The following is a 13,085-nucleotide window of genomic DNA, read 5'->3' as shown; positions in this document are numbered from 1 at the left end:
CGCATGAAACGCACGACCGCCGCGGCGGGTGCGCTGGTGCTGCTGGGGGCCCTGATGGTCTCCCAGGCGCCGGCTGCCAATGCCATACCGAGCGAACCGACCAATCTGGCGTTGACAGCCACCGCCACCGCATCGAGCGTCGAGCTCGACCGCGCCGACTTCCAGCCGTCGATGGCGATCGACGGGAATCCGAACACACGCTTCTCCTCCGGGTATCAGGACAACGCCTGGTTCCAAGTGCGGCTGCAGACGCCGTCGGTGGTCGACCATGTCGTCATCGCGTGGCCGAACGCGTGCGCGAAGGCATACCGTCTGCAGGTCTCGACCGACGGCGCCACCTGGACGAACGCCGCCAGCTACACCGGGCAGGACACCTGCGCCCGCACCGACACCGTGCAGCTGAACACCGCAGGCGCCGTGTCGTACATCCGGATGCAGGGGATCACCCGCAAATCCGTCTACGGGTACTCGATCTCCGAGTTCGAGGTCTATGGGGTTCCGGGCCGCTCTGCGCTCGCGCTGGTGCCGCAGCCGGTGAGCGTCAGCAGGGGGAGCGGTGCGCCGTTCGCCGTCACCGCGGGTACGGTGATCGTCGCTTCCGGTTCGGGGACCGCGCCTGCGACCCAGCTCGCGACGGTGCTGCGACGGTCCACCGGGTTCGCGCTCCCGGTGGTCGCGTCGTCGACCGCGTCGTCGAAGATCACCGTCGTGGTCGCCGCAGGCAACGCCCCGGCCGGCCAGCCCGCAGAGGGATACACGCTGGCCGCGACATCGGCCGGGGTGACCATCGGCGCCGACACCGCCGCCGGGGCGCTCAACGGCGTCCAGACGCTCCGGCAGCTGCTGCCGCCGGAGATCGAGGCGCCGAGTGTCCGCACCGCGACCTGGACCGTGCCCCCCGTCACCATCAGCGACTACCCGCGATTCGCCTACCGCGGCCTCGAAGTGGATGTGGCCCGCAGCTTCTACACGGTCGCCGAGGTGAAGAGGCTCATCGACCACGCCTCTCAGTTCAAGATCAACAGGCTGCACCTGCACCTGTCCGACGATCAGGGATGGCGCATCGCGATGACCAATCCCGCGAGCAACCCGTCCGGCATCGACTACACCGCGCTCACCAGGGTCAGCGGCGCCACCGCCGTGCAGTTCGACGGCACGGCGGCGACCGGCAGCAATCCCGGCACTCCCGGCTACTACACCGCAGCCGACTACCAGAGCATCGTCGCGTACGCGGGGCAGAACGGGATGGTCGTGGTTCCCGAGCTGGACATGCCCGGCCACACCGGGGCGGCGCTGCACGCCATCCCGCAGCTGAACGGCGGAGGGTCGATGCCCGCGCTCACAGCGGGCCAGACCGTGCTGCCCGTGAACACCGGCAACACCTCGCTCGGCAACGCGAACCCCGCCACCGATGAGTTCATCGGGCAGGTGCTCTCCCAGCTGGCGGCGATGACCCCCGGCCCGTACCTCCACGTCGGCGGAGACGAGGCGCCGACGCCGGCGGCCGCATACGTCGATCTCGTCGACACGGAGACCTCGACGGCGACGTCGCTCGGCAAGACGCCGATCGTCTGGAACGAGGCCAGCGCGACGAACCTGCCGACCGGCTCGATCATCCAGCTCTGGACGGGGAACGGCGCGACCGCGAGCACGGCTGTCGCCCAGCGGGGAGCGAAGGTGATCATGTCCCCGGCGTCGAAGACGTACTACCCGCAGAAGCAGGACTCCCGGCAGCCGCTCGGGGCGACCTGGGCCTGCGGCGGACCGTGCACCCTGCAGAACGCGTACTCGTGGAACCCTGCGACGTTCGTGTCCGGCATCGGAGAGGCGAGCGTGCTCGGCGTCGAGGGCGCATTCTGGGGCGAGTTCATCCGCGGAGCCGACCAGGCCGAGTACTACTCCTTCCCGCGAATGCTCGCCACGGCGGAGGTGGGCTGGACACCGCAGACGGCCCGCGACCAGGCCGACTTCCTCGCCCGGGTCTCGATGCTCGGCGGACGGATGACGCTCGAGGGCGTCAACTTCTTCCCGACGGCCGACGTGTCCTGGCAGACGCAGATCGGTGCCCGCGTGACCGCGCTCTCGCCGACTGCGGGAGGCAGCGCGAGCATCGACGTGTCCGTTCTCGCGCCCGGCGCGGCGGCGGCCGACCTGACCGCGACCGTCGACTGGGGAGACGGCACCAGTTCGCCGGTCACCCTGACGGCGGCGCGCACGTCCGATATCGCGGCGATGACGCTGAACTCGGCGTTCACCGCCACGGTCACGCACAGTTACGCGACGAGCGGCTCGGGGTATGTGGCCATCGTCGTGCACCGGGCAGGCTCCGATCAGGTCGTCACGCGCGTGCTGCACTGACGCTGCAATGACGCCGCACTGGTGCGCCGCCCCGACTCCGGATGCCCTGGGTCGGGGAGGCGAACCGGCGAAACTTTCTGTCGCCGAATTATGTCGGAGTGTTGACGGAAAAAATCCGGCTTCGTACGGTCGACCTATGACATCGCCCGTCGGAGTGCAAGCACTCATCCGACGCACCCACGAAGACAGGGTGCTGGCCGTGCTGCGCGACAGGGGCGCGATGAGCCGCGCACAGATCGCGCCGCTCGTCGGGCTCTCCCGCACGACCCTCTCCGAGATCACAGGAAGCCTGCTGGACACGCGGGCCATCGTCGTCACCAAGACCGATGCCGTCTCGCGCGAGGGCAGGGGCCGGCCGGCCGAACTGCTCGCGCTCGACCCGCGGGCCGGGCAGCACCTCGGCGCCGACTTCACCCACCGTGCCGTGCATGTGGCGGTCGCCGACGCGTCGCACGAGATCATCGCCTCCGGGTCGATGGAGTACCCGCACGGCGCGGAGTGGCGGGTGCGGGTCGAGGTGGCGCTCGCCCTGCTCGACGACCTCGAACGCAGCACCGGTGTCCATTACGACGCGCTGCAGGGCATCGGCATCGGCGTGTCCAGCCCGGTCTCGCGGCCGGAGGAGGGATCGGGAGAGCACCGCACGCTCGCCGGGGGTCCGCTCATCACGGCGACGATCGAAGACGCGTTCACCTCCCGCTTCGACGCGCCCATCCTGATCGACAACAACACCAGGCTGGCCGCACTGGCCGAGGCGGAGTGGATGCTCGGCCAGCCCACCAGAGACCTCATCTACCTGCGCCTGGCAGACGGCTGCGGCGGCGGCCTCGTCGTCGACGGAGCCCTCGTGTCCGGGCGCTCCGGTTTCGCGGGCGAGATCGGGCACGTCACGGTCGAGCCGGACGGTGAGCCGTGCTCGTGCGGAAAGCGCGGCTGCCTCGAGACGGTCGCGTCCCTCCGCGCGCTGACGGCGGCCGCGCATCCCTTCGGGGTGGCCTCGGCGGCCGAGCTCGCCCAGCGTGCACGGAGCGGCGATCCGGACGTGGTCGGGCTGCTCGCCACGGTCGGCGCGGTCGTCGGACGGACGCTGGCGATCCTGGGCACGGCGCTCTCCCCGAGCGAGGTCGTGCTCGGCGGCCAGGTCGTCGGCCTGCATCCGGTCTTCCTGGAGCGCGCGACAGAGGCGTTCCACCACGAGTCGCTCAGTCTGCCCGGCCACGTCCCCTCGGTGAGGCGGGCACGCCTCGGCGACGACTCCGGAGCGCTCGGCGCCCTGGTCGCCGCCTTCCACAACTCGCAGCTGCTTCCCACGGCGGCACCTGCACCATCCCTTCGTACGCGATCCCGCAAAGGAGCACAGATCCGATGAACCATCCACCCCGTTCCCCCCGGCGGAGAGGTGAGGCGACGTGACCGCCATGACGCAGAACACCGGCGCCATCGCCAGCCGCAGCGCCGCACGTGCCGGCCGCAAGCGCTCGAATCGCAACCTGGTGCTCACCGTGGTCTCGCTCGTCGGCGGCATCGCGATCTGGTGGCTGATCTCCCTCGTCGCGCCCCAGCTGCCCACCCCGCCCGCCGTGGCCATCCGCGGCTGGCAGCTCGCGGCGGACGGCAGCCTGTTCCAGGATGTCGGCGCCAGCCTGCTGCGCGTGCTCAGCGGCTTCGTGCTCGGCACGGCGCTCGCCATCCCCGTCGGCTTCCTGATGGGCTGGTACGCCACCGTGCGCTCGCTGATCGAGCCGTGGGTGCAGTTCTTCCGGATGATCCCGCCGCTGGCGATCATCCCGCTGGCCATCGTGCTCCTCGGCATCGGCGAGCAGCCGAAGATCCTGGTGATCTTCCTCGCCGCGTTCCTCTCCTGCGTGGTCTCCACGTTCCAGGGCGTGGTGAATGTGGACAAGACCCTCATCAACGCGGCCCGCGTGCTCGGCGCCGGCGACGGGACGATCTTCGCCCGCATCGTCGTGCCCGCGTCGTTCCCGTTCATCCTGGTCGGGATGCGCATCGGCCTCGGCGCCTCCTGGGCGACCCTGGTGGCCGCCGAGCTGATCGCCGCGCAGAACGGCATCGGCCACCGGATGCAGCAGGCGCAGTTGTACTACGACCTCCCGACGATCTTCGTCGGCCTCATCGTGATCGGTGTGCTCGGCCTGGCGATGGATCGCATCCTCCTGGCCGTCGAGAAGAAGTTGACCAGCTGGCAGGAGCGACGATGAGCGACAACCCCACCATCCGCATCGAGCACGTCCGCAAGACGTTCGACCTCAAGGGCGAGGAGTTCGTCGCCCTGGGCGACGTGTCCATCGACATCGCCGACAACGAGTTCATCACCATCGTCGGACCGTCCGGTTGCGGCAAGAGCACGCTCATGAACATCCTGGCCGGGCTCGAACAGCCGACAGGAGGACGGGCGCTGGTCAACGGCGCCGAGGTGCGTGGCCCCAGCCCCGACCGCGGCGTGATCTTCCAGCAGTACGCGCTGTTCCCCTGGCTGACCGTGCGGAAGAACGTCGAGTTCGGCCTCCGCACGGCCGGGATGCCGGCCGCCCAGCGGCGTGAGAAGGCGCAGCACTTCATCGACCTCGTCGGCCTCACCCAGTTCGCCGACGCCCTGCCCAAGATGCTCTCCGGAGGGATGCGGCAGCGCTGCGCCATCGCCAGGGCGTACGCGGTCGACCCGAGCATCCTGTTGATGGACGAACCGTTCGGCGCCCTCGACGCGCTGACCAGGGTGAACCTTCAGGAGCAGCTCCTCGACACCTGGTCGAAGGAGAAGAGGACCGTCGTCTTCATCACCCACGATGTGGACGAGGCCGTGTTCCTCGGCAACCGCGTGGTGGTGATGGCCGCACGACCGGGCCGCATCTTCGACATCGTCGATATTGATCTCCCGTATCCGCGCACCGAGGAGGTCCGGCTGAGCCCGGAGTTCCAAGACCTGCGCAACCGGGTCTGGCGTTCGGTCTATCACCAGGACAGGCCGACGCCCGTCGCTCACTGAGCGGCAGCACCAGACGCACGACGCACCACTTCTCACATTCCCCACCACCCGAAGGAGTACCACTATGCGCATTTCACGCACCCTCGCCGGCATCGCCGCCGGCGCCCTGGCGCTCGTCCTCGCCGGCTGTTCGGCTCCGACCTCCGCCGGTGAGAGCTCCGGCACAGCGGCCGCAGGCCCGGTCGAGACCGTCAAGGTCGGTTACATCGGCGACTACACAGGCACCAGCCTCGTCGCCATCGCCGACAAGGAAGACCTGTGGGCCAAGCACGGCCTCAAGGCCGAGCTGAGCACGTTCACCAACGGCCCCCTGCAGGTGCAGGCACTCAAGACGGGCGACCTCGACGTGGGATACGTCGGCCCCGGCGCCCTGTGGATGCCGTTCTCCGGCCAGGCCAAGATCCTGACGGTCGACGGCGTCGGCAAGGCGGACCGCGTGATCGCCCAGCCGGGCATCACCAGCATGAAGCAGCTCAAGGGCAAGAAGGTCGCCGTCGCCGAAGGTACATCGGGCGACATGATCCTCACCCTCGCCCTCGAGAAGGCGGGCATGTCCAAGTCCGACGTCGACATCGTCACCATGGACCCGTCCACCATCGTCTCCGCGTTCTCCTCCAAGCAGGTGGATGCTGCCGGGCTCTGGTACCCGCTGATCGACACCATCAAGAAGCAGGTCCCCGACCTGAAGGAGCTCGCCAAGGACGCCGACTTCGCCAAGGAGGTCAGCTTCCCCAACGCGATCGTCGGCGGCGTCGACTTCGTCACCAAGCACCCGGAGACCGCCAAGAAGGTCAACGCCGTGCTGCGCGACGCGATGGACTACCGGGCGAAGAACGGCAGCGAGACGATCAAGCTCGTCGCCGCCCAGCTCAAAATGGACGAGTCGACCGTGAAAGCCGACGCCACCAACGTCCAGGTGTTCACCGCGGCCGAGCTCGACAAGCTCACCAAGGACGGCACCGTCGACAGCTGGTTCACCGGCATGAGCGACTACTTCGTCAAGGCGGGCAAGCTGCAGAAAGCCGAGAAGGTCTCCTCCTACTACGACGCCGACCTCTACACAACGGCCGGCGAGTAGCCGCCGGGCGGGAGGGGCGCCGCGTGTGCCCCTCCCGCGCATCCACTGTCTCCGCGCCCGCCGCACCCATCGAAGGGGAGTTCCTCCGCCCATGCGCCCATCCGTTCGCCGTCCCAACATCGTGCTCATCCTCACCGACGACCACGCCTCCCACGCGGTCGGGGCGTACGGCTCCGTCGTCAACGAGACGCCGCGCATCGACGAGATCGCGGCGGCGGGACGACGCATCGACAACTGTTTCTGCACCAACGCGCTGTGCACGCCGAGCAGGGCGACCATCCTCACCGGCACGTACAGCCACGTCAACGGCGTCACCACCCTCGACACCCCGATGGATGCGTCCCTCCCCACCTTCGTCTCGCAGCTGAAGGAGTCCGGCTACCACACCGGGATCGTCGGCAAGTGGCACCTCGGCGAGGGAGAGGGGCACGACCCGCAGGGCTTCGACTACTGGGCGGTGCTGCGCGGCCAGGGAGAGTACTTCGACCCGCAGGTGCTCACGGAGGACGGCGTCGAGATCGTGCAGGGCTACGCCACCGACATCATCACGGATCTGGCCCTGGACTGGGTCGACTCGCTCCCCGACGACGGCCGCCCGTACTGCCTGCTCATCCACCACAAGGCGCCGCACCGCGCCTGGGAACCCGACGAGAAGCACGCCGATCTCTACAGCGACCCCATCCCGGTGCCCGGCACCTTCACCGACGACTACAGCACCCGCTCGATGGCCGCGCACCACGCCACCATGCGGATCGCGGACTACCTCACCACAGACGACCTCAAGATCAGCCCGCCGGAAGGGCTCACATACGAGGAGTCCGCGCTGTGGAAGTACCAGCGATACATGGAGGACTATCTGCGCTGCGTCGCGTCGGTCGACGACAACGTCGGCAGGGTCATCGACCGTCTGCGGGAGCGGGGCGAGTTCGACGACACCCTCCTGATGTACACCTCCGACCAGGGCTTCTTCCTCGGCGACCACGGCTGGTTCGACAAACGCTTCATGTACGACGAGTCCATCAGGATGCCGCTGCTGATGAGCTACCCGGCCAGGATCGCCCCCGGCGCCCCGCTCACGCAGCTCGTGACGAACGTCGACTTCGCCCAGACCATCCTCGACGCGGCGGGCACCCCTGCGCTGCCGGAGATGCAGGGCGTCAGCTTCCTCCCGCAGCTGACCGAAGAGCCGGACCGTCCCACCCGCGATGCCGTCTACTACCGCTACTACGAGAACGACGACCAGTTCCACCACGCGCTCGCGCACTACGGCATCCGCACCGACCGCTACAAGCTCATCTACTTCTACAACGACGGGATGGGCCACCCCGGCTCGTCCGGGTTCAGCTACCCGCCGGAGTGGGAGCTCTACGACCTCGCCGCCGACCCGGAGGAGCTCCGCAACGTGTGGGGCGACCCGGCATACGCCACGATCCGGGACGAGCTGACCGCCGAGCTGTGGCGGCTGCAGCACGACCTCGGCGACGAACCGCACCCGAGCCAGCCGGAACCCCGGCTGCTCCGGGAGGGCCTGGTCGCGGCAGAGGCGAGCCGGTGAGCCGCTTCCCGTCCGCGGTCTTCGCGCACGGCAGCGAGCCGGATGCGCGGTTCAGCCTGGCCAACGAGCGCACCTTCCTCGCGTGGGTGCGCACCGGGCTCGCCCTGCTCGCCGGAGGCGTCGCGCTCGAAGCGTTCGGACTCGGCCTCCAGCAGGGGATGCGGACGGCCGCATCCATCGTCCTCATCGCCGCAGCGCTCGTGGTCCCGATCCAGGCGTGGCTGGGCTGGATGCGCGCAGAGCGTGCCCTCCGCCTCGGCACGCCGCTGCCCGCCCCGGTCTCCGCCCTGCCGCTGGCGCTCGTGGTCGCGGCGGTCGGCGTGCTCGTGCTGCTCGGCGTGGTGCTGCGGTGACCGCCGTGGGCGACGGCGTCCTCTACGACGCCGGCCTGCAGCCGGAGCGGACGGCTCTGGCGTGGCGGAGGACGTGCCTCGCGTTCCTGGTGCTGTCCGGCGCCTCCATCCGGGTGCTCCCCGGGCAGCTGGGGGTCGCGGGGTATGTCGCGTCGGCGCTCGCGGTCGTGCTGTCTGCGGCCCTGCTCGCTGTTGTGCACCGGCGGTATCTGCAGCATTACCGGCAGCTCACCGGGGCGCGCGCGGGCGGGGGCGCCGTGCTTGCAGGGACGGCGGCGCTGGCACTCGCGCTGGCGATCCTCGGGGCCGTCAGCATCCTGATGGGGGCGGCGTCGTGAGCGGGGCGCGTCCGAACATCCTGTTCCTGATGACGGACCAGCACCGCGTCGACACCCTGCCCGCCTACGGGAACCCCACGGTGCAGACGCCCGCCATCGACCGCATCGCCGCCAGGGGCACGGTCTTCGAGCGCTGCTACACGCCGAGCGCGATCTGCACCCCGGCGCGCGCCAGCCTCCTCACCGGCCTGCACCCGTTCGAGCACGGGCTGCTCAGCAACTACGAATGGAACTCCGGCCACCGCGAAGAGCTGCCGGACGGCCTGCCGACGTTCTCGGCAGCGCTGCGCGACGAAGGCTACGCGATCGGCCACGTCGGGAAGTGGCACGTCGGGCGCCACCGCGGGCCTGACGCGTACGGCTTCGAGGGCAGACACCTGCCCGGCGCACTGAACCCGTACGACGACGAGGACTACACGGCCTGGCTCGACGAACACGGATACCCGCCCTTCGCCGCGCACGAGCCGGTGTACACCAGCGCGGCCGACGGCAGCAGGGGCCACCTGATCGCTGCGAGGCTCGCGCAGCCGACGGAGGCCACGTTCGAGGCGTACCTCGCCGACCGGGCCATCGAGATGCTCCGGCGCTTCGCCGACGACGGCCGCCCGTTCTCGCTGTCACTGCACTACTTCGGCCCGCACCTGCCGTACCTGCTCCCGGACGAATGGTACGACCGCTACGACCCGTCGGAGGTGGTGCTCCCCGCATCCATGTCGGAGACCTTCGCGGGGAAGCCGGAGGTGCAGCGCACGTACAGCGCGTACTGGGGAGCTGACAGTTTCGACGATGCGCAGTGGCGCAAGCTGACGGCGGTGTACTGGGGATACGTGGCGATGATCGACCACCAGTACGGCCGCGTCCTCGACGAGCTCGACCGTCTCGGCCTCACCGACACGACCGCCGTGTTCGCCACAGCCGACCACGGGGAGTTCACCGGGGCGCACCGCCTGAACGACAAAGGCCCGGCGATGTACGAGGACATCTACCGCATCCCGGGCATCGTCAGCATCCCGGGCGGAGAACCGGGGCGGCGTGCGGAGTTCGTCAACCTGCTCGACTTCACCGCGACGATCCTCGACCTGGCAGGGGCGCCGACGGCAGGCTGCCGGGGCCGGTCGCTGCTCCCGCTGCTGAGTGGCAAGCCTGCGGACGGATGGCGGGACGAGCTGATCGCCGAATTCCACGGCCACCATTTCTCGTACGCCCAGCGGATGCTCCGCACCGACCACCACAAACTGGTCGTCAACCCCGAAGGCATCGACGAGTTCTACGACCTCGACGCCGACCCCCACGAGCTTCACAACGCGATCGACGTGCCCCGGCACGCGGCCACGGTCCGCGACCTGCGCCTCCGCCTCTACCGGGAACTCGTCGCCCGCGGCGACCGCTTCGCCCAGTGGCTGGCGTTCCGCGGTGGCATCCCGGAGTCGGAGCGCGTGCGGCCGGAGACGGCGGTGGAGGCGCGGATCGGCTGAGCGGTTGCATGGGTGCCGTGCGGCGCATCCATAGGACGCGGCGGTAGCATACGAGCCGGGCGGCCGACGGGCCGCAGAGCGGAGCCGCGAGCATGACGAACACCGACGCACACGTCCCGGCGGGATGGTACCCGGACCCGAGCGGCGCCCAGCAGCTGCGCTGGTGGGACGGAACGCAGTGGACGGCGCACTTCGCGCCGCTGGCGGGCGCGGCGCAGGCACAGCAGCAGCAGCCGGTGCAGCCGCAGCCGGTCTACGCCCAGCAGCCTGCATACACGCAGCAGCCCGGCTACGCCCAGCAGCCCGCATACGGTCAGACGTACGCCCCGGTCCGCCCACGCCTGGCCGACGGCGCGCGCATCTACAACGTCTACATCTGGCTGGTCGTCGCGCTCCCGTTCGTGAGCCTCGTCCTCCTGCCGTTCTACCAGCCCCATTTCGACGTCGTCGCCACCGAGCACGGCTACACCAGCTACGGCAACCCGTTCGGGATGTTCGGCCCGATGTACTTCGCGATCGTCGGCATCGGATTCCTCGCATACGCCCTCAGCGTCGTCTTCTCCTGGCTCGACTACCGGGAACTCGAACGCATCGGCGTCGTCCGCCCGTTCCACTGGGCCTGGACGTTCCTCAGCGCCCTCGTCTACGTGATCGGCCGCAGCGTCATCGTCCGCCGCGTCGCCCCCGGCCGAGGCCTCGCCCCGATCTGGGTCACCATCGGCCTCTACGTCCTGTCCCTCATCGTCACCATCGCCTGGACCGTCTCCTTCGTCTCCACGATGGTCCACGACCTGCCGATGCGGAACCTCGGCGCCTGACCCCGGATGCGCCCCGCGTCCTGAGAGGTCGGTGTCCGACCCCGCCTGAATCGTCCGTTATGATGGCTGTCGTGCGTCCGTTCACGGTCGCTCAGGAGACGTCGCATAGTTCGGCCTAGTGCACCACCCTGCTAAGGTGGAGTGCCCGTTAAGGGCACCGTGGGTTCAAATCCCACCGTCTCCGCAACAAAAGTGCTGATAAGCGGCCGTTTCTAAAGCTTTGTAGCGCACTAGTCGAGGCCTTTCGAACTTTCAGGAACCGTGCCCCAGGACAGCGCTGGGACAGCAGGTGTGTCCAGAAGGGCGAGGGCTGCCCGGTTGGCATCAATGCCGAGGACATGAGCGTAGGTGGACAGCAGCACTGTCGGGTTCTTGTGCCCTGACCACTCGGCGGCAGTCTTGACGTCTACGCCGCGAAGCAGCCAATACGAAATTGCGAAGTGCCGTAGCGCGTGGATCGTGAGCCCGCGGCACGTTGTCGCATTCCACTGCACCTGACGGCGGAACAAGTTTCCTCTCAACTGCTTCCCCGTTTTCGAACGAAACAGGTGTGCTCCGGGAGGAACGCCTTCAACTCGAGGGGCCACGATCTCCAAGGCCCGCGGACGCAGGGGAATCGTTCGGGACCGTACCTCGCCGGAGTTGCTCTTCAGCGTCTTTTCGGCGTAGCCATCTGATTGTGCGCGCCATACATGCAACGCCGGCATCGGAATCTGCGCCACGTCTTCAACGCGTAACGCCCTCAGTTCTGACCACCGCAGGCCGGTGAGCCCGAGAAACTCAGTCACCTCGGCCATTGCAGGGTTAACTACCCGCTGCGCCTCGATGGTTCTCGACATCTCTTCGGGCGTCCATGTATCCGCTTTGGGTCGCGAAGGGAGGCCGATAACCACAGGCATGCGAGCACCCCGTACGGGGTTTGCTGGTGCGAAGTGTTCTGAGACGGCGTACTCGAATAGAGCGGAGAGGGTGACTCTTATCCGAGTAACGGTCGAACGCGCGAATCCGCCGGCCAGCAGACCTGCTAGCAGGTCGTGTACGTCGGATGCGGTGACCGTGGATACCGGTCGACGCAGCCACGTCGAAGGCACGTGGCGAAGGTTGTCCGAGTCGGTACGCCACGTGTGCGGAGAAACGCGCGTCTGCCGAGCGTTGAGAAACCGAGTTATCAGCCCGGCGACAGGCAGCAGTGACAAGGAAGGGGAGGGAATCCCTCCCAGCGAGAGAACGCGGTACTGTTCCTTCTCCCAGGCTTGGGCGTCCGCCTTTCGCTCGAATGATCGAGTTCCCACCACTACGTGGTCCAGAAAGACGCGCACGCGATATTTGCCTGAAGGGCGCTTATCGATTGCCATTACGGCATCACCACATGGGAACCCGTCAGCTCCTCGACGTCGGCTAGGCGGTACCGACGTATCCGTGGCGTGAGGTTCACCGGGCGCAGCGGACAAGTTCCTTGATCCACCAGGCGCGCGAGCGTGGTCCGGTCAATTCGGAGTATCGCTGCCGTCTCTGCTTCTGTCAGAAGTAATGGCGCAACGGTATTTGCGTTGCCCCGAACCGGACCTCTTCCTTTGTTCATGTCCCCTCCATCTGCTCCTACTTTGACCTTTGCGCTCATGTCGTTGGCGACCTGTCACTGAACGTGACTCGAGTCCTGGAGCTCCGGGGCTGCCATCGCTTCCAACTCGCAACACGCGGCCTCCAGGCACAGCGCGATCAGTTGCGCTTGCTCTGCGGCCCTTCGCACCAGGGCGGCAACGAGTCGCTCGCGAACGGATATGGGGGAGGTCTCGTCCTCACCGAGCGATCGCTCGAACCCTCTCGCCAATCGGCTCAGCACCTCACCGAAGTTGTAGCCGCCGGCAGCCTCGAGATTCGCAAGGATGTCGCATAGCTCGTGTCCCGAGATGGGCCTCCCTGTAACTGTCACACTCAAGTGATGCATCCCGTCGAACAGCTCGATGCCGATCTCTCTCGTGCTGCGCATCATCACTCCCGGTTACCGGAGCTGAACGCGGGGAATTGTGCTTGGTCGATGCTGCTCAGACGCATGTCTTAATTCCTCTGTCTCGTTGCAGGTGACAGCGCCGGTTGGCGGGCACA

13 protein-coding genes and 1 tRNA gene are annotated in these 13,085 nt (G+C 68.0%); 11 read left to right on the top strand and 3 right to left on the bottom strand.

What is annotated here, in order from left to right; all coding sequences use genetic code 11:
• The first annotated feature begins 3 nt into the window (after window positions 1-3).
• The 11 genes from B7438_RS12325 (at window position 4) to B7438_RS12275 (ending at window position 11,163) form a co-directional block, all read left to right on the top strand.
• Window positions 4-2,358, top strand: a complete 2,355-nt coding sequence (locus B7438_RS12325) for a family 20 glycosylhydrolase (protein ID WP_085369895.1) — start codon at window positions 4-6, stop codon at window positions 2,356-2,358.
• A 136-nt stretch (window positions 2,359-2,494) separates the two neighbouring features.
• On the top strand, window positions 2,495-3,727 hold the full coding sequence (locus B7438_RS12320) for an ROK family protein (RefSeq protein ID WP_085369894.1): 1,233 nt from the start codon (window positions 2,495-2,497) through the stop codon (window positions 3,725-3,727).
• 49 nt (window positions 3,728-3,776) lie between these two features.
• The gene (locus tag B7438_RS12315) at window positions 3,777-4,577 is read left to right on the top strand and encodes an ABC transporter permease (RefSeq protein ID WP_085369937.1); all 801 of its coding nucleotides are present in this window, start codon (window positions 3,777-3,779) and stop codon (window positions 4,575-4,577) included.
• Window positions 4,574-5,362: an ABC transporter ATP-binding protein gene (locus B7438_RS12310; protein WP_085369893.1), complete on the top strand. Its 789-nt coding sequence runs from the start codon at window positions 4,574-4,576 to the stop codon at window positions 5,360-5,362. Before B7438_RS12315 ends, B7438_RS12310 begins: the two co-directional genes overlap by 4 nt.
• A 64-nt stretch (window positions 5,363-5,426) precedes the next feature.
• A complete protein-coding gene (locus tag B7438_RS12305) occupies window positions 5,427-6,440 on the top strand; it encodes an aliphatic sulfonate ABC transporter substrate-binding protein (protein WP_085369892.1) in 1,014 nt (337 codons plus the stop codon).
• 91 nt (window positions 6,441-6,531) lie between these two features.
• Window positions 6,532-7,995 carry a sulfatase gene (locus B7438_RS12300; protein WP_085369891.1) on the top strand — a complete coding sequence of 488 codons (1,464 nt, stop codon included), beginning with the start codon at window positions 6,532-6,534 and terminating at the stop codon, window positions 7,993-7,995.
• Window positions 7,992-8,348, top strand: coding sequence for a YidH family protein (locus B7438_RS12295; protein WP_085369890.1), 357 nt, complete (start codon window positions 7,992-7,994; stop codon window positions 8,346-8,348). The genes B7438_RS12300 and B7438_RS12295 overlap by 4 nt, the downstream gene beginning before the upstream one ends.
• A complete protein-coding gene (locus B7438_RS12290) occupies window positions 8,345-8,686 on the top strand; it encodes a DUF202 domain-containing protein (RefSeq protein ID WP_085369889.1) in 342 nt (113 codons plus the stop codon). Before B7438_RS12295 ends, B7438_RS12290 begins: the two co-directional genes overlap by 4 nt.
• Window positions 8,683-10,161 carry a sulfatase-like hydrolase/transferase gene (locus B7438_RS12285; RefSeq protein WP_256922006.1) on the top strand — a complete coding sequence of 493 codons (1,479 nt, stop codon included), beginning with the start codon at window positions 8,683-8,685 and terminating at the stop codon, window positions 10,159-10,161. The genes B7438_RS12290 and B7438_RS12285 overlap by 4 nt, the downstream gene beginning before the upstream one ends.
• Window positions 10,162-10,253: 92 nt before the next feature.
• Window positions 10,254-10,979, top strand: a complete 726-nt coding sequence (locus tag B7438_RS12280; RefSeq protein WP_085369888.1) for a DUF2510 domain-containing protein — start codon at window positions 10,254-10,256, stop codon at window positions 10,977-10,979.
• Window positions 10,980-11,073: 94 nt separating this feature from the next.
• Window positions 11,074-11,163: transfer RNA gene (locus B7438_RS12275), tRNA-Ser, on the top strand.
• Between the two features lie 46 nt (window positions 11,164-11,209).
• On the opposite strand, the gene B7438_RS20565 is transcribed toward B7438_RS12275, so the two are convergent.
• The 3 genes from B7438_RS20565 to B7438_RS12265 form a co-directional block, all read right to left on the bottom strand.
• Complete coding sequence (locus B7438_RS20565; RefSeq protein ID WP_179150808.1) at window positions 11,210-11,818, bottom strand: tyrosine-type recombinase/integrase; 609 nt, start codon at window positions 11,816-11,818, stop codon at window positions 11,210-11,212.
• Window positions 11,819-12,333: 515 nt separating this feature from the next.
• A complete protein-coding gene (locus tag B7438_RS21025; RefSeq protein ID WP_179150807.1) occupies window positions 12,334-12,561 on the bottom strand; it encodes a helix-turn-helix domain-containing protein in 228 nt (75 codons plus the stop codon).
• A 54-nt stretch (window positions 12,562-12,615) separates the two neighbouring features.
• Entirely contained in the window at window positions 12,616-12,972 is a 357-nt protein-coding gene (locus B7438_RS12265; RefSeq protein WP_085369886.1) for a hypothetical protein, read from the bottom strand.
• Between the last annotated feature and the right edge of the window lie 113 nt (window positions 12,973-13,085).

Origin of the sequence: Leifsonia sp. NCR5 (assembly GCF_002105485.1) — a bacterium.
In the GTDB taxonomy this organism is placed as follows: Bacteria; Actinomycetota; Actinomycetes; order Actinomycetales; family Microbacteriaceae; genus Leifsonia.
Note: the sequence above shows the minus strand (reverse complement) of the source record. Positions and strands in the feature narration are given on the sequence as shown.